Consider the following 26,122-nt stretch of genomic DNA (forward strand, 5'->3'; position numbering starts at 1 on the left):
TCAGGCTTTGTTCAAAGCCTGCGCCGCCGCCAGAACCGTATCCACATGGCCCGGCACTTTCACGCCACGCCATTCCTGACGTAGCACGCCGTCCTTGTCGATGAGGAACGTGCTGCGATCCACACCCAGGTATTCCTTGCCGTACAGCTTCTTCAGCTTGATCACATCAAACAGCTGGCAGACCGCTTCATCCTTGTCGCTGATCAGCTCGAAGGGGAATGCCTGCTTGCCCTTGAAGTTCTCGTGAGACTTCACGCTGTCCCGCGACACGCCAAACACTTCGGTGTTGGCCGCTTTGAATGCTGCGTACTGGTCGCGAAAACCCTGGCCTTCGGTGGTGCAGCCTGGCGTGCTGTCCTTCGGGTAAAAGTAGATCACCACTTGCTTGCCCTTGAGGGCTGCAAGGCTGAAGGTCTGGCCGCTGGTGGCCTGGGCTTCGAAATCGGCTACCGGTTTGTCGATGACTACCGCCATGAAAACTTCCTTACATTGGGTTCTGTGGGCGCCATGGCTCGATCAGTGCGTCGAGGTTCAGGGCATCGGCGAAATCCAGGAACTGATCGCGCAGCCAACTGATCTGCACGCCGGCCGGCAAGGTCACGGTGAACGTGGCGTTCAGCATAGTGCCGCCGGTTTGCGGGGCCTGGTAGGTGTCGCAGGTCAGGTTCTCCAGCTCGACGTTGTGGTCGATGAAGAACTGGCACAGCTCGTTGACGATGTCCGAGCGATACGCCGAGCTGACATACGCCACATAAGGCAGGGCCTGGGGACGATTCTCCAGGGCGGCACTGCGCACCACATTGACCGTGAAATCATGCTTCTTGGCCAGGCCCGGCAGGCCGGTTTCCAGGCGCGCCAGGGCATCCCAGGTGCCGGAGATCTGCAGGACCAGTGCGCTGCACTCGCCGTGGCGGGTCAGGCGGGAGGTCACGACGGCGCAGCGGTTTTCATGGCTGGCGCGGCACAGGACGTTGGTCAGCTCCATGGGGTTGGCGCCGAGGGCACTGATAACAAGGAATTGTTCGCGAACTGTGGGGGTGGACATGCAGCCTTCCTAAAACGATGAGCGGTCGATACTGTGCGGGCTGTATCGATCAAAGGATGAAGGGTAGCGAAAACCGTCGCCAAGGGATAGGAGGTGGCGTTTTCATTGCGTGATCGGCTCGATTTCACCGTGCTCCAAGGCAGGCTTTGGCCCAATGATGGCATTGCCCGTCGTTTAGTTGCGCCATAACGCATCCTCAGGCGGTACTTCGCTTGTGCAAGCATCTTGGCGCCAGTACCATTACGGCTCTCTTTTTCCGGCAGGAGCGGTTGCATGATTGCGGGCAGTATGGTGGCACTGGTCACACCCATGGATGCACAAGGTCATCTCGACTGGGACAGCCTGGGCAAACTGGTGGACTTCCACCTGCAAGAAGGCACCAACGCCATCGTGGCGGTCGGCACCACCGGTGAATCGGCCACCCTCGATGTGGAAGAACACATCCAGGTCATCGAATTCGTGGTCAAGCGCGTCGCGGGCCGTATTGCCGTGATCGCCGGTACGGGCGCCAACTCGACGCGTGAAGCGATCGAGTTGACCAAGAACGCCAAGAAGGCCGGCGCCGATGCCTGCCTGCTGGTGACCCCGTACTACAACAAGCCGACCCAGGAAGGCCTGTACCAGCACTTCCGCGCCATCGCCGAAGCCGTCGACATTCCGCAGATCCTCTACAACGTGCCAGGCCGCACGGCCTGCGACATGCAGGCCGCGACCGTGATCCGCTTGTCCACCGTGCCGAACATCATCGGTATCAAGGAAGCCACCGGCGACCTGCAGCGCGCCAAGGACATCCTGGCCGGCGTGAGCAGTGATTTCCTGCTGTATTCCGGTGACGACGCCACCGCCGTAGAGCTGATCCTGCTGGGCGGCAAGGGCAACATCTCCGTAACCGCCAACGTGGCCCCGCGTGCCATGAGCGAAATGTGCGCCGCCGCCATTGCCGGTGACGCCGTGACCGCCCGCGCGATCCACGAAAAACTGATGCCGCTCAACAAGACACTGTTTATCGAATCCAACCCTATTCCCGTGAAGTGGGCACTGACTGAAATGGGCATGATGCCGGACGGTATCCGTCTGCCGCTCACCCGTCTCAGCGAAGCCTGTCACGAACCGCTGCGACAGGCCCTGCGCCAGTCCGGCGTCCTGGTTTAATTGAGGAAGCACTACGCATGAAGCGATTGGCCGGACTTTCCGCACTTGCCTTGATTATCTCCAGCACCAGTGGCTGCGGTTGGATCTGGGGCCCGGAAGGCTACTTCCGTGACCGCGGTAGCGATTACCTGGAAGCCCAACCTACCAAACCGATGGAATTGCCGCCGGGCGTCAACGTCGCCAAGCGCCTTGACCCGTTGCTGCCGATTCCGCGTAACGTCGCCGACGACACCACCAAGGGTGAGTACGTGGTGCCACGTCCACAGCCGATCTCGGCCGTGGCGGATGCCAGCGACTACAGCCTGCAGAAGAGCGGTGATTCCCGCTGGATCGTGGCCCAGCGCCCACCTGCTGAAGTCTGGCCAGTGGCCGTGCAGTTCTTCCAGGACAACGGTTTCCGCATCGACGAGCAGCGTCCGCAGACCGGTGAGTTCACCACAGCATGGCAGCAGGGCAGCGAATTGTCCGCCACCATGGCCAAGCGCCTGCAGGCCGGTGGTGTAGCCGCCGACAGCGAAGCCCGTGTGCGTGTGCGCATCGAGCCAGGCGTGCAGCGCAATACCAGTGAAGTCTACGTGGTCAGCGCCGAGCGTCCGGCCGGCAGCACCGCCAACGTTGATTTCACCAATCGTTCGGTCAACACCGGTGTCGACTCGGCGCTGGTCGACGAGATGCTGGCCAGCATGAGCCGTATCTCCGAGAAGGGCGGTTCGGTTTCCCTGCTCGCCGCACGTGATTACGACACCCCGAGCCGCGTCAGCCTGACAGAAGACGGCAGCGGCAACGTGGTGCTGAACCTGGGTGAAGACCTCGACCGTGCCTGGGCCAGTGTTGGCCGTGCATTGGAGCAGGGCCCTTGGCGTGTAGAAGACATCAACCGCAGCCTGGGCCTGTACTACATCAACGTGGCTGAAAAGGCCGAGCGTAAAGATGAAGAGCCAGGTTTCTTCAGCAAACTGTTCGGCAGCCAGCCGACCAAGGAAGAAATCGAGACCCGTGCCGAGCGTTACCAGGTTCGTTTGAGCAAGGTTGGCGAAAGCGTGCAGGTCACCGTCGAGAAGAACATCAACACCGTTGCACCCGCTGAAACAGCGCGCAAAGTGTTGGGCGTGATTCAAGACAACCTGGGCTGATCCGGTGCGTTTTGCCGTTCTCGGCAGCGGTAGCCAAGGGAACGGTACGCTGGTCGCCCACGACGACACGTACGTGCTGGTGGATTGTGGTTTCTCGTTACGGGAAACCGAGCGGCGCCTGCTGCGCCTGGGGGTTCACCCTGCGCAGCTGAGCGCGATTCTGGTGACCCACGAACATGCCGACCACGTGCATGGCGTGGGTTTGCTGTCTCGGCGCTACAATCTTCCGGTGTACCTCAGTCGCGGTACCTTGCGCGGGATGCGCAAACCCATTGAACCCGCAGGTTTCCTGGCCGGTGGCGAGCAGCTGCAAATCGGTGCCCTGAGCATCGATGTGATTGCCGTGGCGCACGACGCCCAGGAGCCGACGCAATATGTCTTCAGCGATGGTGAGCGACGCTTCGGCGTACTCACCGACCTGGGTTCCTACTGTGCGAAGGTGCTGGACGGTTATCGCGACCTCGATGCGTTGATGATCGAGTCCAACCACTGCCGAGACCTGTTGGCTCGCGGCCATTACCCCCGCTTTCTCAAGCAGCGGGTGGGCGGCGAACTGGGACATTTGAACAACCACCAGGCGGCGTACCTGGTGTATGAGTTGGGCTGGCAAGACTTGCAACACCTGGTCCTGGCCCACCTGAGCAGCAAGAACAACCTGCCGCAGCTGGCCCGGCAATGTTTTGTCGACACCCTTGGGTGCGACCCGGACTGGCTGCAACTGGCCGATCAAGATTCAGGGCTCGACTGGCGACACATCGCCTAGCCCACCATTTAGCAAGCGGAGCCCATCATGGAAAAACGTGAAGAACTCTACCGCGGCAAAGCCAAGTCGGTGTACAAGACCGACGACGCCAACCGCCTGATCCTGCTGTTTCGCAACGACACTTCGGCGTTCGACGGCAAGCGCATCGAACAACTTGATCGCAAAGGCCTGGTGAACAACAAGTTCAACGCCTTCATCATGCAGAAACTCGAAGAGGCCGGCATTCCGACCCAATTCGACAAGCTGCTGGGCGACAACGAGTGCCTGGTCAAGAAGCTCGATATGATCCCGGTGGAATGCGTCGTGCGTAACTACGCCGCCGGCAGCCTGGTCAAGCGCCTGGGCGTGGAAGAGGGCCTCAAGCTCAACCCCTACACCTTCGAGCTGTTCCTGAAGGACGACGCCAAGGGCGACCCGTTCATCAACGAATCCCACGTCGTGGCATTCGGCTGGGGCACAGCTGAGCAACTGGCACGCATGAAGGAGTTGTCCCTCAAGGTCAACGACGTGCTGAGCAAACTGTTCGACGACGCCGGCCTGCTGCTGGTGGACTTCAAGCTGGAATTCGGCGTGTTCCACGACGGCTCCATCGTCCTGGGCGACGAATTCAGCCCGGACGGCTGCCGTCTGTGGGACAAAGACACCAAGAAGAAGATGGACAAGGACCGCTTCCGCCAGGGCCTCGGTGACGTCATCGAAGCCTACGAAGAAGTCGCCAACCGTCTGGGCGTACCGCTTTAATCGACGCAAGCATCTGATAGCACGGAAAAAAATCTCGCTTCGAGCTTTGCTTTCCTGAGTCACGCTGTTATGATGCGCGCCGTTGGAGAGATGCCAGAGTGGCCGAATGGGACGGATTCGAAATCCGTTGTACCTTCACCGGTACCTAGGGTTCGAATCCCTATCTCTCCGCCATTATTGAATAACGAAAAACCCCCGATAACCTAAAGGTTGTCGGGGGTTTTTTGTTTGGGGCAGAAATTTGAAGATGAATTCTGCTACGGTCACTCATCGGATGGCACCATGAGTCGCAACATGAACGTTGAAGCAGTGTTGGCGCAGTTATTGGCGAGTGTCCCTGATCTGATGGCTGTCTATGTGTTTGGCAGTCAAGCGACGGGTGAGGCGAATGCCGACAGCGATCTCGACCTGGCAGTGCTTGCTGCCGGCACAGTGGACCCGCTACTGCTGTGGCAGACAGCGGGGGAGCTTGCTGACATCGTGGCGGTGCCCGTCGATCTGCTGGACCTGCGCGCGGCCTCCACGGCCATGCAATATCAGCTAATAACAACCGGGCGTCGGCTCTGGAACAAGGACAGTCAGGCAGGTATTTTCGAGAGCTATATCCTCAGCGAAAAAACCGCGCTGGACACTGCAAGGGCAGCGCTGTTGGCCGATATTCAGAAGGAAGGAAAAGTGCATGGTCGATGATGTGCTCATCAACAAGGCTTCGAGCATTGAGCGCTTTGTGGCTCGCGCTCGCGAGGAGTACGACAAGGACCCTGACAGTTTCGCGACTGATTTCACTCGGCAGGATGCGGCGATTCTCAACATTCAGCGTGCCTGCGAAGCTGCACTGGATATGGGGCAGCATTTGATCCGTCGTGAGCGGCTGGGCGTCCCTCAGGGCGCACGCGACGTGTTCCAATTGCTATCCCAAGGTGGGTGGGTGAGCCCGTCCTTGTTGACCAACCTGAAGAATATGGTCGGTTTTCGTAATATCGCCGTTCATGAGTATCAAACCCTTCAATTGCCGATTACCGTTGCGATCATTACTCAGCATCTAGGGGATTTTCTGGCGTTTAGCTCATTTATTCTGACTAAGGATGCAAGTCAGTCAGGTGCCACCCCAGACACTCATCCCCATTAAACGAAAAAGCCTGCTGAGCTCAACACTCAGCAGGCTTTTCAGTCAGTACTTGTCTGGTCAGGCAGGTTGCGCCGCCAAGCTATTGCTGACATTGCGCCCCAGCACCAGCACCGTCACAAAACCCACGCCCACCAACGCCGTCGCCAGGCTCAACAGCACCGAAGTGCCCATCTGATCAACGATCCGCCCGCCAAAGAACGACCCCAGCGCAATGATCACCTGGAACAGCGCGACAAACAGCGGCATACCACGCTCCACATCCTTGGGCGCTACCACAAACATCCAGATACTGGCGCAGGCCGGGAAGGCGCCGAAGGCGAAGCCCCAGAGCGCGATCAGCATGGCGGCGCCGGTCAGGCCGGTGGCGAAGTAGGGGAACAGGGCGGTGCTGGTGCCGATCATCAGCGCAACCAGCAGCAGGGTGTAGCGCACGCTGCGGTTGGCGGCGAAACCGGCAAAAATGTTACCCGCCACACCGGCTATGCCAAACATCAGCAGCAGTGAGCCGATGGTCGGGCCATCGAAGCCGGAGCTGTTCTTGAAGAAGGGCGCGACGTAGGTGTACGCGGCAAAGTGCGCCAGGCCGATCAGCAGTACCGCGATCAAGCCGACCCGAGCCCGTGGGTTGATGAACAACGCTGGCAGGTCGCTGACAAGAATGGCTTTTTCCGGCTTGAGCAATGGCAGCAGAAGGACCTGCGCCAACAGCACCGGAAGGCCCACCAGCGCGGTAACCAGGAAGGTCATGCGCCAGCCCATCAGGCCGCTGAGCCAGGTGCCGACCGGTACGCCCAACACGGTGGCAAGGGTCACACCCATCATGATGATCGAAGTGGCCTTCGCGACGTCCACGCCTTTGGGCGCCAGGCGGCCGCTGAGGGCGATGGCCGTGGCCCAGAATCCGCCGATGCTGATGCCCAGCAATACGCGCCCGAACAACAGCAAGCTGAAGTCGCTGGCGAAGGCCACGACCATGTTGGCGATGATCATGATCAGCGTCAGGCCGATCAGCAGGTAACGGCGGTCCATGGCGCCAATGATCACTGACAGCAAAGGTGCCGCCAGCGCAGCCATGATGCCGGGCAGGGTGACCATCAGGCCGGCGTGGCCGGCACTGATACCCAGGTCTGCGGCAACGTCGTTGAGAACGCCCACGGGTAGGAATTCGCTGGTCACCAGGGCAAAAGCGCCCACGGCGACCGAGAGAATCGCCAGCCACTGCTGTTTGACGCTTTGTTGATTATGTTCGGGGAGGCCGCGAGGGGCCTGGCTGGCACTTGGCATGGTGTTGGGTTCCAGGGTGAACGTCGCCCGAAGTGAGGCGAGGGGGAGGGAAAGTGGAGGCGATTATAGGAATCAGTGCTGGAAATCGGGCAGGCGCTCGTTTCGATAGTAATCATCAGTGCTATCGATGCGACGCTCTAGCACGCACTACGTGACCCATGCACCTTTCAGGCGGACTTCTCAAACATTGCCTACAGGCAGTGCATTGCGATGCCACCGGCGACTGATTAGTGTGTGGTTGCGCACACGATCAGGCGCTTCCCACTGCAAAGGAGTTGCAGCATGAGCAAAAACACCAAGAAAACCTCGGGCAAGATCGCGACATTGGCAGCGGATACGCTCAACAGCCCAACCTCATCAGTCATTGCCAGAAGTCTTGCCGCTTCAGCGCTAGCCCAGAAAGGCACCGACAAGCAGACCAGCGCAGAGATGGAGGAGACGGCTGGCAAGGTGCTGGGCAGCGATAAATACAACGAAGACACGAAGGCGCTTGCGGCGTCGGTGCTTTCTCAGGCCAATAAAGCGCGTTGACGCTGAGTCACTTCGATTAGGTCGGGAAAGTCCCCGTGGTCTCATCGACCACGGGGGCCAGGTTCGCTCATCGCGCGAGTTTTTCAGAAAGACTGTCGATAAATACCGTTTCCGCCCGGCTCATCTTCTGTTCCCGGTTCCACAGCAGATGGATGTCCACGTCCGTAATGCCCTCGTCCGGCGGTAGCCGCCACAGCAGTCCATTCTTCACATCGTCCGCCACCACATGGATCGGCAGGCAGCCAAGACCAAAGCCGGCGATCACCAGACGCCGCACTTCTTCCAGGCTTGAGGACGACGCCACAATCCGCCCGCTGAACCCCTGCTGGTCGCGGAAAATCGTCAATGGCGAGAGCATTCCGCCGATCTGGTCACTGGTGAAGCTCACGAAGTTCTCCGACTGCAGATCACCCTCCGCCAAACCAATGCGCCCGAACAGCGGGTGATGGCGGCCACAAAAAAACGCATAGCGCTGGCGCAGGAACAGGTGCTGTTCCAAGCGGGGCTGCGGTCGGCGGTTAAGGCTCAATCCCAGGGTCGCGGTTTTTTCCAGGAGCGCGGCGACGATGTCCGAGCTACGCATCACCTCGACTTCCAGGTCGACCCGAGGATGTTCACGATGAAAATCCGCCAGGAATTCATCGAATGTGTCCGAGTTGATCCGGCTGATCATCAGCAAACGCACTTTGCCGATCACTTCATCACCCGGTTTTTGCAGGGCATTGCTCATCTGCGACACCTGGCCGTACATCTCGCCGGCGATGGCGAAGATCTGCTCGCCGGCCTCCGTCAACACAAAGCGCGGACCACGGCGGACGATGAGTTGGCAATCGAGCTGTTCTTCCAGGCGCTTGAGCGCCTGACTGATCGCCGGCTGGGTCAGGTGCAGGCGGGCGGCGGCTCGGCTGATGCTCAGCTCCTGGCCAATCACACGGAAGGTGCGCAGCAGATTCCAGTCCAGGCGGTCGTTGAGCAAGGGGTGAATGTCGCGGCGGGCTTCGGGCATGGCGCAGCTCGATAATAAGCAGGATTTATAATTGGAATAATAAATAGAAAATTGACTAATCATAGCCCCAAGACGATAAATCACTCTCAACAAGCGCCATCAGAGCGCATGCGTTCGACCTTTCTCCTGCCAAAAAAATAACCAAAGGAGCCAGCCCCATGAAGCCTTCCGCTTCGCCCCAGCCTCGCCGTGCTGCGGCCGCCGCTTTTATCGGCACCATGATCGAGTGGTACGACTTTTACATCTATGCCACCGCCGCGGCGCTGGTGTTTGGCCAACTGTTTTTTCCCTCCGAAGACAAACTCTTCAGCACCATGGCGGCGTTCGGTACCTTTGCCGTGGGTTTCTTCGCGCGGCCGCTGGGCGGCATTGTGTTCGGGCACATCGGTGACCGGATCGGCCGCAAGAAATCCTTGGTGATTACCCTGGTGATGATGGGTGTGGTCACCGTGTGCATCGGCCTGCTGCCGACCTACGCGCAGATCGGTGCGGCTGCGCCGGTGCTACTGATCCTGCTGCGTGTGGTGCAGGGTATTGCCGTTGGCGGCGAGTGGGGCGGTGCGGTATTGATGGCGGGCGAGCATGCGCCGAAAGGCCGGCGCAACTTCTTTGCTTCCTTCGCGCAATTGGGCAGCCCGGCTGGGCTGATCCTGTCGCTGCTCGCGTTCAGTGCGGTCACCCGTCTGCCGGAAGACGCGTTAATGAGTTGGGGCTGGCGCTTGCCGTTCCTGGCCAGCGCGTTGCTGTTGGTGGTTGGCCTGGCGATTCGTCTGGGCGTGAATGAGTCGCCGGAATTTCTTGAAGACAAAGCCTTGGCGGAAAAAGCGCGGGCGATCAAGAAAGACCAGGCCCCAGTCATTGAAGTGCTGCGAACCGCCTGGCGTCCGCTGCTGCTGTGTATCGGTGCCAACACCTTGGGCATTGCCGGTGTGTATTTCACCAACACCTTCATGATTGCCTACAGCACTCAGCAATTGGGCCTACCGCGTTCGTTGATTCTGGAGTGCCTGTTCTTCGTCGCCATCATCCAGTTCTGCGTCCAGCCACTGGCCGCCTGGGTCGCGGAGAAGGTCGGTGCCACGCGTTTCCTGTGCGCAATGACGGTGCTGGCCATGGCTTCGCCTTATCCCATGTTTGTGCTGGTCAGCAGCGGCCAGGCACCCTTGATCATCCTCGGCATCGCCTTGGCGGTGGTGTGCATGGCCTCGTTTTATGCCGTGATCGCCGGCTTCGTCAGCGGCCTGTTTGAAACCCGTGTGCGCTACACCGCGATCTCCCTGGCCTACCAGGTTTGCGGCGCGCTGGCGGGCGGTCTTACGCCGTTGATCGGCACCTGGCTGGCCCACGAATACCAAGGCCAATGGTGGCCGATGGCAGTGTTTTACAGCTTGATCGCGGCGGTCTCGCTGGTGTGTGTGCTGGCGTTGTCGCGCCGGCATGCCACCGCCCACCGTCATGAAATGGCCCATAGCGTTTGATGGAGTTTGTGTAATGTTGAAGATCAATGGCGAGCGCCTGTGGGCCAGCCTGATGGCCATGGCCGAGATTGGCGCCACGGCACGCGGCGGCAGTTGCCGCCTGGCTTTGAGCGCCGAAGACAAAGCCGGTCGCGAACTGCTCAGCCACTGGTGCACGGCAGCCGGGCTGACCCTGAGCGTGGATGCCATCGGCAACCTGTTCGCCCGTCGTCCCGGTACGGACAACGACGCGGCGCCAGTGATGATGGGCAGCCACCTCGACACCCAACCCGAAGGTGGGCGTTTTGACGGTGTCTACGGTGTATTGGCGGGTCTTGAGGTGATCCGTAGCCTTGACGATCATGGGATCCAGACACGCAAACCACTGGAAATCGCGGTATGGACCAACGAGGAGGGCGCCCGCTTTACGCCAGCCATGCTCGGTTCGGCGGTATTCACCGGCACCCTGGCACTGGACAAGGCCCTGGCCACCGCCGATGTCGATGGCATCCGTGTGGCCGAGGCTTTGCGTGCTACCGGCTACAACGGCTCACGCCCCTTGGGCGGTGCGGTGGATGCGTATTTCGAAGCGCATATCGAGCAGGGCCCGATTCTTGAGGACAACGCCAAGAGCATCGGTGTGGTCACCGGCGGGCAGGCCATTCGTTGGCTGGATGTGCGCGTCGAAGGCATGGCTGCCCACGCTGGCACTACGCCGATGCCGCTGCGTAAAGATGCCTTGTATGGCGCCGCACAGATGATCCAGGCGCTGGAGAACCTGGCGGCGGATTTTGCCCCGGAAGGCCTGACCACCGTGGGTGAATTGAGCATCGCCAAATCGTCGCGCAACACCATCCCTGGACTGCTGAACTTTACCGTCGACTTGCGTCATCACCGCGACGGCGATATCGATGCCATGGAACAGCAGGTGCGCCAACAATTGCAGGCCATCGCCGAGCAACGCGGATTGTCCGTGACCGTCAGCCCACACTGGATCAGCCCGGCTACACCTTTCGACGCCGATTGCGTCGCCTGCGTGCAAACCGCCGTGGATGCCCTGGGTTATAGCCAACAACGCATCGTCAGCGGCGCCGGCCACGACGCCATCCACCTGGCGCGCTATTGCCCGACGGCGATGATCTTCATCCCTTGTGTCGGCGGCCTCAGTCACAACGAAGCCGAAGACGTGTTGCCCGAGGACGTGCGCCAGGGCACCGACGTATTGCTCAACGCCGTGTTGAAACGCGCCGGCCAGGTTCAGTAAGGAGATTTCTTCATGCGTACGTTTTTTCATCCCGAACAACTTTTGCATCATCCGCGCAGCTACTACTCCCGTGGCCAGATGCGTACGCCGCAAGAGGTTCCCGAGCGGGCCCGTAACCTGCTGTTGGCCGCGCAAACCTTGGGTTTCGACATCCAGCAGCCGCAGGACTACGGCCTCGATCCCTTGCTGGCCGTACACGGTGCGCCCTACCTGGCTTTCCTGCAGGAAGCCCACCAACGCTGGAAGGAGATCCCCGAAGACTGGGGCGACGAAGTCATGTCCAATATCTTCGTGCGCGAACCCAACGCCCTGCGCGGCATCCTTGCCCAGGCTGCGCGTTACCTCGCAGATGGCAGTTGCCCGATCGGCGAACTGACCTGGCGCTCGGCCTACTGGTCGGCCCAGAGCGCCGTGGCTGCCGCCCAGGACATTCTTGATGGCGCACCGGCCGCCTACGCCCTCTGTCGTCCACCGGGCCACCATGCGCGTTACGATGCGGCAGGAGGATTCTGTTACATCAACAACGCTGCGGTAGCTGCCCAGGCATTGCGGGAAGGTTTCCAGCGCGTCGTCGTACTCGATACCGACATGCACCACGGCCAAGGTATCCAGGAGATTTTCTACGACCGTGACGACGTGCTTTACGTCTCGATTCACGGTGACCCCACCAACTTCTACCCTGGCGTTGCCGGCTTCGCCGAAGAGCGCGGTAGCGCAGCAGGTGAAGGCTTTAATCTCAACCTGCCAATGCCCCACGGTGCCAGCGAGGCGGTGTTCTTCGAAAAACTGGAACTGGCCTTGGCGGCGGTGAAAAGCTTCTCGGCAGATGTGCTGGTGCTGTCACTGGGTTTCGATATCTACGAGCTGGACCCGCAGAGCAAAGTCGCCGTTACACGGGAGGGTTTCGCGCGGTTGGGTGAGTGCATTCGCGGGTTGGGATTGCCGTGCGTGATCGTGCAGGAGGGCGGGTATCACCTGGAGACGTTGGATAGCAATGCGCGGGCGTTTTTTAATGGCCCGCAGGTTTGGGGGCCGCTTTAACCTGTGTCCACCGCCTCAACGCATGGATGAGGCGATGGTGCGGTGTTTACGGTAAGGGTTTACCTGTGTCGGGTACCAGCTCCAACACTCGGTCCCGCCCACCCTCGGCCAGCAGATAGGTCCCTCGACCGGTTGGCACAATCGACTGCGGCGCCTTCAGGAACGATAAGATCGTCCGCTGGTGCCCCAGCTTGTCTATCAGCAACAACCTCGCCCGATGCGTGGAGTCCTCATTGACCCACAGCCCGCGCTCATCGCACATCAAAAACGTCGGTTTGTTCAAGCCAGTCAGTACTACCGGATCATTGCCGTCTTCTGTCAGTTCTCGTACCACACCTTTTTTCTTCTCGGTGTAGAGCATGCGCCCATCGGTGCAACGCACGATGGACTCGCCTTCCTGAAGCTGATCACGCAATACGGTCAGTGACTGATCGCTCCAGCGATAACGCAACAGTCGCCCGAAAGGCTTGCGGTCCTCGATGGCATAGAGGTAGTCACCGTCATCCCACAGACCCTGCACGCTTTCGCCTCTGAACAGTTCGGTGACGACACCGTCCTTGAGAAAACTCACGGGCAGGTCAGTGGACTCCTGGCTGAATACCCAACCACCGCGGGTGGCGAACAAACCATCGGGTTTGGACAGACTGCCCACCACCACTTCACGGGTGCCGTCCTTGAGGATGCGCACAATGCTGCCCTTGGCGTCATCAAGTTCCTGGCTGACCATCAACGACCCATCCGCCAAGGGCATCAACGAAGCGGCCTTGGGCACATCGCGATGCAGCACCTGCACGCTCCAGCCGCGGGCTGCGCTGACAGGGTAGAAGCTTTGCCAGGCGAAAAAGCCCAGGGTGGCGGAGCACAGCAGGCCGATTACCCAGAGGCCCGGCTTGAGTGCTCGGTACGCAGCGCTGCTCATTCTTCCATCTGTCTTGTTCATTGATCACTCTTGTTGGTCAGGGATTACTCCCCATCGCCCTGCAACAATGCCGTGTAGTCCTGCCCGCCGTAAAAAAGCCCCAGGATCGAGACCGTTTCAGTATCGGAGTCCACCATGAATGCGATAACGGTGGTGCGCCGATAGTGAGTGATGCGCAAGTCTTTGAGCAGGTCATCACGGCGGGTGCCGCGCAAGGGAAACAGGCAAAGGCCTTCGCAGTAGCGGATGAGGCTGTCGATAAAGCGTGCAGCTATAACTGGGGAACTGGCATCACTGATGTAGTCTTCAAGGGCGTCGAGTTGCGCCAAGGCTTCAGGCGAAAAGGCTACCGCGTAACTCACGCTTTCCCGGTGCCTTTTCGCTGACGCTTGGCTGCCATGTGTTCTCGAACCTGTTCGACGGACAGCGCGCGCTCGGGCTCGGCCTTGAGGGCTGCCGCAGCGGGGATCACCTCGTCCCGCAGCCAGTCTTCCATGGCGCGATCACGTGCCAGCAAGACCCTCAGGCCGTCGCGGATCACTTCACTTTCGGATGCATACTCACCGGCCGCGACCTTGGCTTTGACCAGGGCTGCCATTTCGATGGGCAAGGTAATGCTCATTTGCTGAGTTGAGCGCATGTGGAAGTCCGCCGAAGGAGAGTAGGATTCAATCCTACTTGACCACTGGCGTGATGCAAGAAGCAACTGATCGATGCCGATATCCAGCATCTCGTCGTCTGTCCAGAAGTAATGGGTTTCCATGCGTGCTATATCTCCCGTTGTGAAGGTCAGGCCGCAAGTATTGACCCATTTCGACGATTGCGTGGCCGCAAAAAACCCAATAACCCACTGATATGTATGACTTCATATTTGTAGCAGGGTTACTACGACAAGCCGGTCCCGGCAAGCATGGCGCGCCATCGGCTCCCATACGATAATGCCTGCCACCTCGACCACATTGGCACTCCCGTGATCATCAACTTCGACCTCAACGACCTCCAAGCCTTTCGCGCCGTGGTAGACAAGGGCAGTTTTCGCGGTGCCGCCGAAGCTATCCGGATCTCGCAGCCGGCCCTCAGCCGGCGTATCGAAAAGCTTGAGACCGCCCTGGATGTGAAGCTGTTCGAACGCACCACGCGGCGCGTCAGCCTGACCATGGTCGGCCGCGCATTCCTGCCGCAGGTCGAGCGCATGCTCGACGATCTCGATGTCGCGCTCATGGGCATCAGCAATGTCGCGTCCACACGCATGGGCAATGTCACCATCGCCTGCGTGCCGTCCACTGCGTACTACTTCATGCCCCACGTGATCTCTGAATTCCACAAGTTGTATCCGAAAATTCGCCTGCGGGTGCTGGATGCCAGCGCCGGTGAAGTGTGCAATGCCGTAGAAAGTGGCGAGGCGGATTTCGGCGTGAGTTTCAGCGGCAGCCTGGCCGATGAAGTGGAGTTCGAACTGTTGCTGCAGGAGCGTTATGTGCTGGCCTGTCGCCGCGATCATCCCCTGGCCCAGCGTGACAGCGTGACCTGGTCCGAGGCCTACGAACACGACTACATCACCGTGGACAAGACCTCCGGCAACCGCTTCCTGCTCGATCAGGCGTTGCGCGGCGTGCGGGTGAAAAAGCCGAGTATCTGCGAGACGCACCACGTCACGACGATGATCGGGCTGGTGGAGGCAGGGTTGGGGGTGGCGATGGTGCCGTCGATTGCGATGCCGGCCGGCGAGCATCCGATCCTGGTGAGTGTGCCGCTGGTGGAGCCGCAGGTGATGCGCAATGTGGGCCTGATAAAACGCCGCGGGCGGACCTTGCCGCCAGCGGCGCTGGAGTTGGAGCGGTTGGTGCGGGAGATGCCGTTTCGGTCAGCGTGACACCGAGTCCAGGCCGGTGGCTTGCACCACCGGTTGCGCCTGGGGCGACGCCAGGTATTGCAACAAGGCCTTGGCCTGCTCAGGGTGTTCGGCATTCACCGGGATACCGGCGGCGAACCGCGTCACCGATTGCACGTCTTCCGGGATCTTTCCGACGTAGGTCACACCCGCCACCGGCAGCAATTCCGCGACCTGCTGCAGGCCCACTTCGTAGTCACCCTTGGCGACCTGTTCGGCCACTGGCAGGCGTTCGATCATGGTACCTTTGGCTGGCATGCCGAGCTTCTTGAACAGCTCCTTCTCGACATACACACCGCTGGCGCTGTCCGAGTACGCCACGGATTTGGCCTTGCTCAGCGCGGCTTTCAATTCGGCATCCGTACCGATTGCAGGTTTGACCGCGCCGGCCTTCACCACCAGGCCGATGCGCGAGTCCGCCAGTTCTACACGGGAAGCCGGGTCGACCTTGCCTTGCTTGATCAGGTCATCCAGGGCGTAGCCGACCATGATCACCACGTCGGCGTGTTCGCCACGGGCGAGCCGGTTGGGAATCGCTTCCGGCGCCTTGCCCATGGACGGGCCCAGAATGGTGTCGAGGCTGTCACCGCTTTGCTTGGCGTACTGCGGGCCAAGCAACTTATACGCGGCGGTGAAACCACCCGACGTCATCACCTTGAGCTGTTCGGCCTGGGCCGACAGCGCCAGGGCGCCGAGGGCCAGGGCCGTCAGGGTCTTGAGCAACGGCTTCATCACGCCGCCTCCTGCATCACCTGGCCACGGGTATTGGCGCGACGATACAGCGCCAGGGTTGAACACAATGCGCAGGCGGCGGCGAACATCATCCAGTAGGCCGGCGAGGCCTTGTCTTCGGTGATGTGGATGAACCAGGTGGAGATCGCCGGGGTGAAGCCGCCGAAAATCGCAGTCGCCAGGCTGTAGGCCAGGGAGAAACCTGCCACACGCACTTCCACCGGCATGATTTCGGTCAGGGCCGGGATCATGGCGCCGTTATACATGCCGTAGAGGAAGGAGAACCACAGCAGGGTTTCCAGCATGTGGGCGAAGCTTGGGGCATTTACCACGTAGGACAGTGCTGGATAAGCCGTGAGAACCGTCAGCACGGTCATGGCGATCAGCACCGGCTTGCGGCCGAAACGGTCGCTCAGGGTGCCGCCGATCGGCAGCCAGACAAAGTTCGACACCGCCACCAGCAGGGTCACCAACAGCGCGTCGGAGGTGCTCAATTGCAGCACGGTCTTGCCGAAGGTCGGTGCATACACGGTGATCAGGTAGAACGCGGTAGTGGTCATGGCCACCATCAGCATGCCGCCGATGACTACGGTCCAGTTCTTCACCAGGGTCGCCAGCACTTCACGCATGGTCGGGCGATGTTTGCGGTTGGCGAACTCCTCGGTTTCCTGCAGGTTGCGACGCAGGATGAAGATGAACGGGATGATCACACAGCCGATGGCGAACGGAATGCGCCAGCCCCAATCGGCCACCACGGCAGGTTCCATCCACACGTTCAGGCCATAACCCAGTGCGGCGGCGACCACGATGGAGATCTGTTGGCTGCCCGACTGCCAGCTGGTGTAGAAGCCTTTGCGACCGGGCGTGGCCATTTCGGACAGGTACACCGACACGCCGCCCAGTTCCGCGCCGGCCGAGAAACCTTGCAACAGACGGCCAAGCAGCACCAGCAGCGGTGCCCACAGGCCGATGGTGTGATAACCCGGCACCAGCACGATCAGCAGCGTGCCGCTGGCCATGATCGACAGAGTCACGATCAGTCCTTTGCGGCGACCGACGTCATCAATGTAGGCACCCAGGATGATCGCGCCCAATGGACGCATCAGGAAGCCTGCGCCGAACACGGCGAAGGTCATCATTAATGACGCAAACTCATTAGCGGCAGGGAAGAACGCGGCAGCGATGTAGGTGGCGTAAAAACCGAACAGGAAGAAGTCGAACTGTTCGAGGAAGTTGCCCGAAGTCACGCGGAAAACCGCGCCCACTTTCGAGCGGGCAGAGTCGGGTCGGGTAGGGCTAGTCATGGTTTTGTGTCTCCAGCGTTCTTTTTAAAGTGCTTGTTTCGCCTAAGACCGAGAATAGTGGCTGACACATTTAGAAATGATAAGTGACAAATTTGGATAGATTGATGTGTATTGGCTATCAATCGGTGTGGCCACCAAAGATTCTGTGCTGTTCTATGCTTGAAGGTGTAACCAATTCATACGGATGGGAGGCGGTGATGGGGAATGAACAGCAGAAGCACGGTGAGCCGGAGCGTGAACAACCCCGGCGGCGAGAGGAAGAGAAACCACAGACCTGGAAACATCCGGACGACGGCACGGAGCTTTCCGAGCGGGATCAGGAGCGCCCGCTCACGCCCTGAAGACTGAAGTGCGCAATGTTTAGCGTACGAACAGCTTTGCAGCGGTGAGTAGGTCTCTCACCGCTGCCATTTACAGAATACTGATTAAGGTTGTTTGTACACCGCTGTGCTTGCGGAAGCGCCTCCAAATTTTGCATCGCCTACGATTTTCAACCGGCGGTTAGGGGCAAAGCGCTCAATCACCTCAAAATCGAAACTTATTTCGATCTCGGACGTTGCTACGGAAACGCTGCGCACCGTGACCTTGTTGTTAACGTCTGTGGTGTTCGGCAGCCAGCTACTTGCGTTTTGCCCGGGGTTGTACCAGCCACCACATTGAGTGGCTGCATTCATCTGGTACTCGCCTGGCTGGATGGTAGATGGAAAAGTGAAAAACACACCCTCGTGGATGATCCCACCTTCCGGGCCGCCCACTTGAAAGCTAGGGCCACTGGAAATAAACACCACAGAGGCCGCTGTCCAAGGCGTACCTCCAAGCGTTGCGCGTAAATATCCGGTTGTTGGTGCGGTGGTTGAGCTGCTCATTTTCATGTCCTCGTACCAGGTCAGAACTGATTTTTTAGGTGATGCGGCTTTGTACGTTATCGAGTCTGTGGGGCAAAACTACTGTCGATTTCGACAGTAAATCGTTTCAGCCTTCGTTTCTGGACCAAAGGCTCGAGAGTCATTGAATGCGTCACGAACCCTTCAATGCGCTTAAAAAGGAAACTATTTGACATATTTGATTTGTGATCACATATTGAGGCCATAAGAACGACAACACAGGTTTTGCCTCATGACAGATGGTCCGCTCCTCCTGCCCACCCTGCGCCAGGTGTCCCGCGATACCTTGCAAGACCAGGTCTACCGCCAGATCCGCGAAGCCTTGATGAGTGGCCGTTTCCAGCCTGGCCAGAAACTCACCATCCGCGGTCTCGCCGAAGCGCTCGGTTCCAGCCCGATGCCAGTGCGCGAAGCGCTGCAACGCCTCAGCGCCGAAAACGCCTTTGAAGTCACCGAAACCTCCCGTCTGCGTGTGCGCCTGATGACGGTCGAACGCTTGCGCGAAATCCGTGATGCGCGGGTCGCCCTCGAAGGTTTGCTCGCCGAAAAGGCGGTGCTGCTCCTGCAAAAAGCCGACCTAGACGAAATCACCGACCTTTGCCAGCAGATGCAACACGCCGCTGATGAAGTCGACGTATCGCGCTATCTGTGGACCAACTTTGCGTTTCACCGGCGCATCTACGCCGTGGCGCAGGCCGAGTTGACCATGGCTGCGGTGGAAAACTTCTGGCTGCACATGGGCCCGTGCTTTGCACTGGTCGCCCCGGATAAAGCTCACCTGCAACGCTCGATGGAGGCGCACACGCGCATCGTCGAAGCCCTGGCCGCCCGCGATGGCGCCGGCGCACGCGCGGCGGTGACCGATGACATCATGCAGGCCGCCGATTCCCTGGCGCGTCTGCTCGTCAAGAACGACCGTTCGCGGTCGTCTGCTTCAGGAGGTAAACGTGCATGAGTGTCCTACAACGGCTGCAGCCCTATCCTGGGTTACGTGTGTTGATTTCCGGCGGGGCTGCCGGCATTGGTGAAGTGCTGGCAGCGGCGTATCTGGAAGCCGGTGCGCAGGTGCATGTGTGTGATGTGAGTGAGCCGGCCCTGGCCGTGTTTCGCGACAAATATCCAGGCAGCGTCGCCACCCGCGCGGATGTCAGCGATGCCGCGCAGATCGAGGCGGTGTTCCAGGTGCAGCGCGAGCAGTTCGGCGGCCTCGATGTGCTGGTCAACAATGCCGGGATCGCCGGGCCTACCGGCGGGATCGATGCGATCAGCGACGCCGAGTGGCAAGCCACCATCAATATCAACCTCACCGCACAATACCGCTTTGCCCACCACGCGGTGCCGATGCTCAAGGAATCGTCCCACGGCCATTTGCTGCATATCGCCTCGGTGGCGGGGCGCTTGGGTTACGCGTGGCGCACGCCCTATGCGGCGACCAAATGGGCGATCGTCGGCTTGATGAAATCCCTGGCCTCGGAGTTGGGCGAGAGTGATATCCGCGTCAACGCCTTGCTGCCCGGCATCGTCGAAGGCCCGCGCATGGACGGCGTGATCCGCGCCCGTGCCGAACAGGTTGGCGTGCCCGAAGCCGAGATGCGCCAGGAATACCTCAACAAGATTTCCCTCAAGCGCATGGTCACCGCCGAAGACGTGGCCGCCATGGCGTTGTTCCTCTGCTCGCCCGCCGCACGCAACGTGACCGGCCAGGCGATCAGCGTCGACGGTAACGTCGAGTACCTGTAAGCCACGGAAGAACACATCGCGCTGCACCCAGGATTTTTTTCATAAGAATAAAAGTCGGAGATTCGTCATGTCCAAAAATCGTCCTGTCATCATCACGTGCGCCGTTACCGGTGCGATTCATACGCCGTCGATGTCACCGCATTTGCCGATCACCGCCCAGGAAATTGCCGACGCCGCCATCGGTGCGGCCGAAGCCGGCGCCGCGATTGTGCACCTGCATGCCCGTGACCCCAACGACGGCCGCCCCAGCCAGGACCCGGCGCTGTTCGCCGAATTCCTGCCGCAGATCAAGGACGCCAGCGACGTGGTGATCAACATCACCACCGGCGGCGCACCGACCATGGGCGTCGAAGAACGCCTGCAACCGGTGATGCAGTTCAAGCCGGAACTGGCTTCGCTGAACATGGGCTCGATGAACTTCGGCCTGTACGAAATGCTCAACCGCTTCACCGATTTCAAGCACGACTGGGAGCGGCCGTACCTGGAAGAAAGTGACGACCGGATCTTCCGCAACACCTTCCGCGACATCACTCACATCCTCAATTCCTGCGCCGAAAACCGTACGCGTTTTGAGATCGAGTGTTACGACATCGGCCACCTCTACACCGCCGCGCATTTCTTGGAGCGCGGCCTGCTCAAGCCGCCGTTGTTTATTCAGTCGGTGTTCGGCTTGCGTGGCGGCATCGGCGGGCATCCGGAAGATTTGGCTCACATGCGCCGTACCGCCGACCGTCTGTTTGGCGACGACTACGTGTGGTCGATCCTCGGCGCCGGGCGTGGGCAGATTCCGCTGGCGACCATGGGCCTGTCCATGGGCAGCAATGCGCGCGTGGGGCTTGAGGATTCGCTGTGGGATGGACCGGGCAAACTGGCGGCGTCGAATGCCGATCAGGTCCGGCGTATTCGTACCGTGATCGAAGCCCTCGGCCACCGCGTCGCCACGCCGGATGAAGCGCGGGAAATCCTCGGGCTCAAGGGGCGCGATCAGGTCAACTTCTAACCCAACAAACCGCCGCGTCAAGGCGCGGCTTGCATCCCGCACAACAACAATAAGGGGATCACCATGCGTATCGAAGTGCTCGTCGACGTCAAGACCACCCTGGGCGAAGGCCCGGTGTGGGACGTCGAGCAACAACGCTTGTATTGGATCGACAGCGCTGACGGCCGCATCCTGCGCTGCACCGACGACGGCCGCGAACTGCGGGCCTGGGACGTGGGCCAGAAAATCGGCTCCATGGCCCTGCGCCGTGACGGCGAGTCGGCCATCGTCGCCCTGCAAAACGGCGTGCACACCCTCGACCTCAACAGGGGCGAACTTGACCTTGTCGCTGATCCGGAACCGCACCTGCCCAACAACCGCCTCAATGACGGCAAGATCGACCGCCAAGGCCGTTTTATCTTCGGCTCCATGGACACGTTGGAAGACAGCGCCAGCGCCAAGCTTTACCGCCTGGACGCTGACCTGAGCCTGCACACCCTGGACGAAGGCATCATCGTGTCCAACGGCCCGTGCTGGAGCCCATCGGGTGACACCTTCTACTTCTGCGACACCTGGTCCGGCGAGATCTGGGCCTACGACTATGACTCGGCCACCGGCAACGTCAGCAACCGTCGCACCTTCGCCAAGGTCGACACCTCCGACGGGGGCGCCGCCGATGGTTGCACCGTGGATGCCGAAGGCTGCCTGTGGCAGGCGCTGGTCTACGCCGGGAAACTGGTGCGCTACACCCCCGACGGCCACGTCGATCGCATCATTCAGATGCCGGTGAAAAAGGTTACCAGCCTGACCTTTGGCGGGCCGAACCTGGACACCCTGTTTGTGACCTCCATGGCCAAGCCGCCGCTGCCGCGTTTTCCGGCAGACGGCCAGCAGCGCGGAGCGCTGTTCGCCATTACTGGGTTGGGCGTGCAAGGAATAGCCGAGCGACGGTTCGCCAGCTAGCGCGTGTGTGTGACAAGGCATATTCCTTCGCAACCTTGTGTCAGTGCGCGCCCTCGCGCGCCTGGAGAGGCCAATGGCAACTATTAAAAAAGCGTCGCTGCGCAGTATTCACCGGCATTCCTGGGTGTCGCTGCTGGTCTGCTGGATGATCTGGATCCTCAACGCCTACGACCGTGAGATCGTGCTGCGCCTGGGGCCGACCATTTCCAAGCATTTCGACTTATCCGCCGACCAATGGGGCACCGTGGCCACGGTGGTGATGCTGGCCCTGGCGCTGCTGGATATCCCCGGTTCGATGTGGAGCGACCGTTACGGCGGCGGCTGGAAACGTGCGCGCTTCCAGGTGCCGCTGGTGCTGGGCTACACCGCGATCTCGTTTCTGTCCGGCTTCAAGGCGTTGAGCGGCAACCTCGCCACCTTCATTGCCCTACGCGTCGGCGTCAACCTCGGCGCTGGCTGGGGCGAGCCGGTGGGCGTGAGCAACACCGCCGAATGGTGGCCGGTTGAGCGTCGCGGTTTTGCCCTGGGTGCGCACCATACGGGTTACCCGATTGGCGCGATGCTCAGCGGTATCGTCGCGAGTTTTGTCATCACCGTGTTTGGTGAGGACAACTGGCGCTATGTGTTCTTCTTTGCCTTCGTGGTGGCGCTGCCGCTGATGATTTTCTGGGCGCGTTATTCCACGGCCGAGCGCATCACTGCGTTGTACGTCGACATCGCCGCCAAAGGCATGACCCCGCCCGACAATGCCCCGGCCAGCTCGGTAAAAGGCGAAGCCTGGCGCACCTTTGTCGCCACCTTGCGCAACCGCAACATCGCCCTCACGGCGGGCAATACGATGCTGACCCAAGTGGTGTACATGGGCGTCAACATCGTGCTGCCGGCCTACCTCTACAACATCGCCGGATTGTCCCTGGCCGAGTCGGCGGGGATGAGCGTGGTGTTCACCCTCACCGGCATCCTCGGGCAACTGGTGTGGCCGTCGCTGTCGGACATCATCGGCCGACGCACCACCCTGATCATCTGCGGCGTGTGGATGGCGGCGAGTGTCGGCGCGTTCTACTTCGCCAACACCCTGACGCTGATCGTCGTCGTGCAACTGCTGTTCGGCCTGGTGGCCAACGCGGTATGGCCGATCTATTACGCCGTGGCCTGCGACTCGGCCGAACCGTCGGCGACGTCGACCGCCAACGGCATCATCACCACCGCGATGTTCATCGGTGGCGGCCTGGCGCCGGTGCTGATGGGCAGCCTGATCGCCATGGGCGGCGGCTGGACCACGCTGCACGGCTACACCGTGTGTTTCTTCGTGATGGCCGGCTGCGCCCTGGGCGGCGCGTTGCTGCAACTGTTTTCCCATCGCCCCCAGGCGTTGGCTATGCAACTCGACTCCTAGAACAACACCGATGCGCCCCCCAGCCCGGCTGGCGGGGCGCCAAGAGGAATTGCCGATGACTACCGCGACTTCCGCCCGCACACCGCAGGCGTTGAACAAACTGATGTTCGTCAAGCTGATGCCCTTGCTGATCATCGCCTACATCCTGAGCTTCCTGGACCGCACCAACATCGCCCTGGCCAAGCATCACCTGGACGTCGACCTGGGCATTTCCGCCGCGGCGTACGGGTTGGGCGCGGGGCTGTTTTTCCTGACGTATGCACTGTCGGAAATCCCCAGCAACCTGATCATGCACAAGGTCGGCGCGCGGTTCTGGATCGCGCGGATCATGGTGACCTGGGGCCTGATCTCGGCGGCCATGGCCTTTGTGCAGGGCGAGACCTCGTTCTATGTGCTGCGCCTGTTGCTGGGCATTGCCGAAGCCGGACTCTTCCCCGGCGTCATGCTCTACCTCACCTACTGGTTCAACCGCGAACAGCGGGCACGCGCCACCGGTTATTTCCTACTCGGCGTGTGCTTCGCCAACATCATCGGCGGCCCTGTGGGTGCGGCCTTGATGCGCATGGACGGCATGCTCGGCTGGCACGGCTGGCAGTGGATGTTCATGCTCGAAGGCCTGCCGGCGGTGGCGTTTGCCTGGGTGGTCTGGCGCAAACTGCCGGACCGTCCGAGCAAGGCGCCATGGCTGTCGACCGAGGAAGCGCGCGGCATCGAACAGCGCATCGCCCAGGAAACCGAAGAGGGCGCGGGCGAGGGTGGTCACTCGTTGAAAAACTGGCTGACCCCGCAAATCCTGCTGGCGATCTTTGTGTACTTCTGTCACCAGATCACCATCTACACGGTGATCTTTTTCCTGCCGAGCATCATCAGCAAATACGGCGAGCTGAGCACCATGAGCGTCGGCCTGCTGACCTCGTTGCCATGGATCGCGGCGGCACTCGGGGCCTTGTTGATTCCGCGTTTCGCCACGACGCCCGGACGCTGCCGGCGGTTGCTAGTCACAGGGCTGCTGACCATGGCGCTGGGCCTGGGCATCGCGTCGATATCGGGGCCGGTGTTCAGCCTGCTCGGTTTTTGCCTGTCGGCGGTGATGTTCTTTGTGGTGCAGTCGATCATTTTTCTGTACCCGGCTTCGCGTCTCAAGGGCGTTGCGCTGGCGGGTGGGCTGGGTTTCGTCAACGCCTGCGGGCTGCTCGGCGGGTTTGTCGGCCCCTCGGTAATGGGCGTGATCGAGCAAAGCACCGGCAATCCCATGAACGGCCTGAAGGTAATTGCGCTGGTATTGGTGGTGGCGGCTATTGCGGCGCTGCGGTTGCGCATGGGGCACGAGCCTGAGCGTGGCGCACAGGCCAGCGAAGCGTCCTACACGTAGACGCCGGCAACGCGGCTTTCTACACTGCGGCTTGTCTTGGGGAAAGGGGCAGGCGCCGATGAATCGCAATGAATTACGCAAGGCCGACATCAACCTGATGGTGGTGTTCGAAGCACTGATGCTGGAACGCAACGTGACGCGGGTGGCAGAGAAGCTGTTTCTCGGCCAACCGACCATCAGCTCGGCCCTCAACCGCTTGCGTACCTTATTCAATGACCCGCTGTTCATTCGCGTCGGCCACCGCATGGAGCCCACGGCGCGGGCCGAGGAAATCATCCAGCATTTGTCGCCAGCGCTGGACTCGTTGTCCTCGGCCTTGAGCCTGACCCATGACTTCGACCCGTCGATCAGTACCATGACCTTTCGCATCGGCCTGTCCGATGATGTCGAGTTCGGCCTGTTGCCGCCGTTGCTGCGCGCCCTGCGCCAGGAAGCGCCGCAAGTGGTGTTCGTGGTGCAACATGTGGACTACTGGCGCATCCCGGATCTGCTGGCCTCCGGCGATATCACCGTCGGCATCACCCAGACCCGTGGCCTGCCAGCGAATGCCAAGCGCAAGCTGCTGCGCCATATCCGCCCGCGCATCCTGCGTGCCGATGCCTCGGACACACCGCTGACCCTTGACGAATACTGCTCACGGCCTCACGTGCTGGTGTCCCACACCGCCAACGTGGCGGGGTTCGCCGATGAATGGCTGGCGGAAATCGGCCGCAAGCGCCACGTGGTGTTGTCGGTGCCGCAATACAGCGCACTGCCGGCGTTGCTCGCCGGCACCGACCTGATCGCCAGCCTGCCGGACTACACCGCCGAGGCCATGGCCGTGTCGGGCCACCTGTTCTGCGAGCCGTTCCCGTTCGAGACGCCGACCCTGGATTTGTCCATGGTCTGGCTCAGCCACGTGGACACTGACCCGGCCGAGCGCTGGGTACGCTCACGACTGGAAGCGTTCATGAGTGATCGTGAGTTGGCGACCAAGGCCTGACTCCGTGGTATATCTAGGATTCTTCCTACCAAAGACTCGGAGCCCTACATGCCACACCTGCATCTGGAATACACCGCCAACCTGACGAACCTGGCCGTTGAGAAAACCCTGCTACGGCTCAACAACGTGTTGATGGTGTCTGGCCAGTTCGGTTCCGAATTCGATATCAAAAGCCGTGCGGTCAAGGTCGAGACGTTCCAGGTGGGCACCTCCCTCGACCCTCGCGGTTTTATCGCGGTGAAGCTGTCGCTGCTCAGCGGGCGGTCGCCGCAGGTCAAGAAGCAGTTGTCGGAAAGCCTGTTGGCTGCCTTGCAGGACCTTGGCGACTGGCCGGCGGGCGTACAGGTTCAGCTGAGTGTTCTGTTGGTGGATATGGATCGCGATTCCTACAGCAAGGTCGCAATCGGTTAAGCC

30 protein-coding genes and 1 tRNA gene are annotated in these 26,122 nt (G+C 60.6%); 21 read left to right on the top strand and 10 right to left on the bottom strand.

Annotated elements, in window-relative coordinates; translation table 11 throughout:
- On the bottom strand, nt 1–474 hold the full coding sequence (locus tag OZ428_RS08995; RefSeq protein ID WP_269133154.1) for a peroxiredoxin: 474 nt from the start codon (nt 472–474) through the stop codon (nt 1–3).
- Between the two features lie 10 nt (nt 475–484).
- A complete protein-coding gene (locus tag OZ428_RS09000) occupies nt 485–1,045 on the bottom strand; it encodes a glycine cleavage system protein R (RefSeq protein WP_003172487.1) in 561 nt (186 codons plus the stop codon).
- 273 nt (nt 1,046–1,318) lie between these two features.
- On the opposite strand from OZ428_RS09000, the gene dapA reads away from it, so the two are divergent.
- The 7 genes from dapA to hepT all read left to right on the top strand — a co-directional run bounded on the left by dapA (nt 1,319) and on the right by hepT (nt 5,963).
- Nucleotides 1,319–2,197, top strand: coding sequence for a 4-hydroxy-tetrahydrodipicolinate synthase (gene dapA, locus OZ428_RS09005; protein ID WP_033902649.1), 879 nt, complete (start codon nt 1,319–1,321; stop codon nt 2,195–2,197).
- Nucleotides 2,198–2,214: 17 nt separating this feature from the next.
- On the top strand, nt 2,215–3,330 hold the full coding sequence (gene bamC / locus OZ428_RS09010; RefSeq protein ID WP_028619346.1) for an outer membrane protein assembly factor BamC: 1,116 nt from the start codon (nt 2,215–2,217) through the stop codon (nt 3,328–3,330).
- Nucleotides 3,331–3,334: 4 nt separating this feature from the next.
- Nucleotides 3,335–4,093, top strand: coding sequence for an MBL fold metallo-hydrolase (locus OZ428_RS09015; RefSeq protein WP_033902647.1), 759 nt, complete (start codon nt 3,335–3,337; stop codon nt 4,091–4,093).
- 27 nt (nt 4,094–4,120) lie between these two features.
- Nucleotides 4,121–4,834, top strand: coding sequence for a phosphoribosylaminoimidazolesuccinocarboxamide synthase (gene purC / locus OZ428_RS09020; protein WP_033902646.1), 714 nt, complete (start codon nt 4,121–4,123; stop codon nt 4,832–4,834).
- An 84-nt stretch (nt 4,835–4,918) separates the two neighbouring features.
- Nucleotides 4,919–5,008 (top strand) — tRNA-Ser (locus OZ428_RS09025).
- A gap of 120 nt (nt 5,009–5,128) precedes the next feature.
- Nucleotides 5,129–5,524, top strand: coding sequence for a type VII toxin-antitoxin system MntA family adenylyltransferase antitoxin (mntA, locus tag OZ428_RS09030; RefSeq protein ID WP_133074320.1), 396 nt, complete (start codon nt 5,129–5,131; stop codon nt 5,522–5,524).
- A complete protein-coding gene (hepT, locus tag OZ428_RS09035; protein WP_133074319.1) occupies nt 5,514–5,963 on the top strand; it encodes a type VII toxin-antitoxin system HepT family RNase toxin in 450 nt (149 codons plus the stop codon). The genes mntA and hepT overlap by 11 nt, the downstream gene beginning before the upstream one ends.
- Before the next feature lie 57 nt (nt 5,964–6,020).
- Here the strand turns inward: hepT and OZ428_RS09040 are convergent, their stop codons facing one another.
- Nucleotides 6,021–7,247, bottom strand: coding sequence for an MFS transporter (locus tag OZ428_RS09040; RefSeq protein ID WP_269133155.1), 1,227 nt, complete (start codon nt 7,245–7,247; stop codon nt 6,021–6,023).
- A 282-nt stretch (nt 7,248–7,529) separates the two neighbouring features.
- Between OZ428_RS09040 and OZ428_RS09045 the strand changes: the two genes are divergently transcribed.
- A complete protein-coding gene (locus OZ428_RS09045) occupies nt 7,530–7,778 on the top strand; it encodes a hypothetical protein (RefSeq protein WP_033902642.1) in 249 nt (82 codons plus the stop codon).
- Between the two features lie 67 nt (nt 7,779–7,845).
- On the opposite strand, the gene OZ428_RS09050 is transcribed toward OZ428_RS09045, so the two are convergent.
- On the bottom strand, nt 7,846–8,784 hold the full coding sequence (locus OZ428_RS09050) for a LysR family transcriptional regulator (protein ID WP_033902641.1): 939 nt from the start codon (nt 8,782–8,784) through the stop codon (nt 7,846–7,848).
- A gap of 158 nt (nt 8,785–8,942) precedes the next feature.
- On the opposite strand from OZ428_RS09050, the gene OZ428_RS09055 reads away from it, so the two are divergent.
- From OZ428_RS09055 to OZ428_RS09065, 3 genes are read left to right on the top strand one after another with little or no spacing between them, the layout of a single operon-like run.
- A complete protein-coding gene (locus OZ428_RS09055) occupies nt 8,943–10,262 on the top strand; it encodes an MFS transporter (protein ID WP_016975188.1) in 1,320 nt (439 codons plus the stop codon).
- 13 nt (nt 10,263–10,275) lie between these two features.
- Nucleotides 10,276–11,505 (top strand): Zn-dependent hydrolase, encoded by a 1,230-nt coding sequence (locus tag OZ428_RS09060; protein WP_133074317.1) that lies wholly within the window; start codon nt 10,276–10,278, stop codon nt 11,503–11,505.
- A 12-nt stretch (nt 11,506–11,517) separates the two neighbouring features.
- Nucleotides 11,518–12,546 carry a histone deacetylase family protein gene (locus OZ428_RS09065; RefSeq protein ID WP_269133156.1) on the top strand — a complete coding sequence of 343 codons (1,029 nt, stop codon included), beginning with the start codon at nt 11,518–11,520 and terminating at the stop codon, nt 12,544–12,546.
- Nucleotides 12,547–12,592: 46 nt separating this feature from the next.
- Here OZ428_RS09065 and OZ428_RS09070 read toward each other — a convergent pair whose 3' ends face one another.
- From OZ428_RS09070 to OZ428_RS09080, 3 genes are read right to left on the bottom strand one after another with little or no spacing between them, the layout of a single operon-like run.
- Nucleotides 12,593–13,486 carry a hypothetical protein gene (locus tag OZ428_RS09070; RefSeq protein WP_269133157.1) on the bottom strand — a complete coding sequence of 298 codons (894 nt, stop codon included), beginning with the start codon at nt 13,484–13,486 and terminating at the stop codon, nt 12,593–12,595.
- 23 nt (nt 13,487–13,509) lie between these two features.
- Nucleotides 13,510–13,827: a type II toxin-antitoxin system RelE/ParE family toxin gene (locus tag OZ428_RS09075; protein WP_133074315.1), complete on the bottom strand. Its 318-nt coding sequence runs from the start codon at nt 13,825–13,827 to the stop codon at nt 13,510–13,512.
- Complete coding sequence (locus tag OZ428_RS09080; protein ID WP_269133158.1) at nt 13,824–14,228, bottom strand: ribbon-helix-helix domain-containing protein; 405 nt, start codon at nt 14,226–14,228, stop codon at nt 13,824–13,826. The genes OZ428_RS09075 and OZ428_RS09080 overlap by 4 nt, the downstream gene beginning before the upstream one ends.
- A gap of 207 nt (nt 14,229–14,435) precedes the next feature.
- Here OZ428_RS09080 and OZ428_RS09085 point away from each other — a divergent pair, with 207 nt between their 5' ends.
- On the top strand, nt 14,436–15,338 hold the full coding sequence (locus OZ428_RS09085; protein WP_095017547.1) for a LysR family transcriptional regulator: 903 nt from the start codon (nt 14,436–14,438) through the stop codon (nt 15,336–15,338).
- On the opposite strand, the gene OZ428_RS09090 is transcribed toward OZ428_RS09085, so the two are convergent.
- The gene (locus tag OZ428_RS09090) at nt 15,330–16,088 is read right to left on the bottom strand and encodes a substrate-binding domain-containing protein (RefSeq protein ID WP_033902631.1); all 759 of its coding nucleotides are present in this window, start codon (nt 16,086–16,088) and stop codon (nt 15,330–15,332) included. The two genes, OZ428_RS09085 and OZ428_RS09090, sit on opposite strands and share 9 nt — an antisense overlap.
- Complete coding sequence (locus OZ428_RS09095) at nt 16,088–17,392, bottom strand: MFS transporter (protein WP_016975196.1); 1,305 nt, start codon at nt 17,390–17,392, stop codon at nt 16,088–16,090. The genes OZ428_RS09090 and OZ428_RS09095 overlap by 1 nt, the downstream gene beginning before the upstream one ends.
- 197 nt (nt 17,393–17,589) lie before the next feature.
- Between OZ428_RS09095 and OZ428_RS09100 the strand changes: the two genes are divergently transcribed.
- Entirely contained in the window at nt 17,590–17,733 is a 144-nt protein-coding gene (locus tag OZ428_RS09100) for a hypothetical protein (RefSeq protein ID WP_269133159.1), read from the top strand.
- A gap of 84 nt (nt 17,734–17,817) precedes the next feature.
- On the opposite strand, the gene OZ428_RS09105 is transcribed toward OZ428_RS09100, so the two are convergent.
- On the bottom strand, nt 17,818–18,258 hold the full coding sequence (locus OZ428_RS09105; protein WP_133074311.1) for a hypothetical protein: 441 nt from the start codon (nt 18,256–18,258) through the stop codon (nt 17,818–17,820).
- A 250-nt stretch (nt 18,259–18,508) separates the two neighbouring features.
- Between OZ428_RS09105 and OZ428_RS09110 the strand changes: the two genes are divergently transcribed.
- The 8 genes from OZ428_RS09110 (at nt 18,509) to OZ428_RS09145 (ending at nt 26,119) form a co-directional block, all read left to right on the top strand.
- Nucleotides 18,509–19,231, top strand: coding sequence for a GntR family transcriptional regulator (locus tag OZ428_RS09110; protein WP_016975198.1), 723 nt, complete (start codon nt 18,509–18,511; stop codon nt 19,229–19,231).
- Nucleotides 19,228–20,016, top strand: a complete 789-nt coding sequence (locus tag OZ428_RS09115; protein WP_269133160.1) for an SDR family oxidoreductase — start codon at nt 19,228–19,230, stop codon at nt 20,014–20,016. The genes OZ428_RS09110 and OZ428_RS09115 overlap by 4 nt, the downstream gene beginning before the upstream one ends.
- A 67-nt stretch (nt 20,017–20,083) precedes the next feature.
- A complete protein-coding gene (locus OZ428_RS09120; protein WP_269133161.1) occupies nt 20,084–21,016 on the top strand; it encodes a 3-keto-5-aminohexanoate cleavage protein in 933 nt (310 codons plus the stop codon).
- Nucleotides 21,017–21,079: 63 nt separating this feature from the next.
- Nucleotides 21,080–21,958: an SMP-30/gluconolactonase/LRE family protein gene (locus OZ428_RS09125; RefSeq protein ID WP_269133162.1), complete on the top strand. Its 879-nt coding sequence runs from the start codon at nt 21,080–21,082 to the stop codon at nt 21,956–21,958.
- Nucleotides 21,959–22,031: 73 nt separating this feature from the next.
- Nucleotides 22,032–23,354, top strand: coding sequence for an MFS transporter (locus OZ428_RS09130; protein ID WP_033902628.1), 1,323 nt, complete (start codon nt 22,032–22,034; stop codon nt 23,352–23,354).
- A gap of 55 nt (nt 23,355–23,409) precedes the next feature.
- On the top strand, nt 23,410–24,726 hold the full coding sequence (locus OZ428_RS09135) for an MFS transporter (RefSeq protein WP_269133163.1): 1,317 nt from the start codon (nt 23,410–23,412) through the stop codon (nt 24,724–24,726).
- A gap of 58 nt (nt 24,727–24,784) precedes the next feature.
- On the top strand, nt 24,785–25,708 hold the full coding sequence (locus tag OZ428_RS09140) for a LysR substrate-binding domain-containing protein (protein ID WP_269133164.1): 924 nt from the start codon (nt 24,785–24,787) through the stop codon (nt 25,706–25,708).
- 48 nt (nt 25,709–25,756) lie between these two features.
- Nucleotides 25,757–26,119 (top strand): 5-carboxymethyl-2-hydroxymuconate Delta-isomerase, encoded by a 363-nt coding sequence (locus OZ428_RS09145; protein WP_028619369.1) that lies wholly within the window; start codon nt 25,757–25,759, stop codon nt 26,117–26,119.
- The last annotated feature ends 3 nt before the right edge of the window (nt 26,120–26,122 follow it).

It is taken from the genome of Pseudomonas sp. GXZC (genome assembly GCF_026967615.1).
GTDB classification, from domain to species: domain Bacteria; phylum Pseudomonadota; class Gammaproteobacteria; order Pseudomonadales; family Pseudomonadaceae; genus Aquipseudomonas; species Aquipseudomonas azotoformans_A.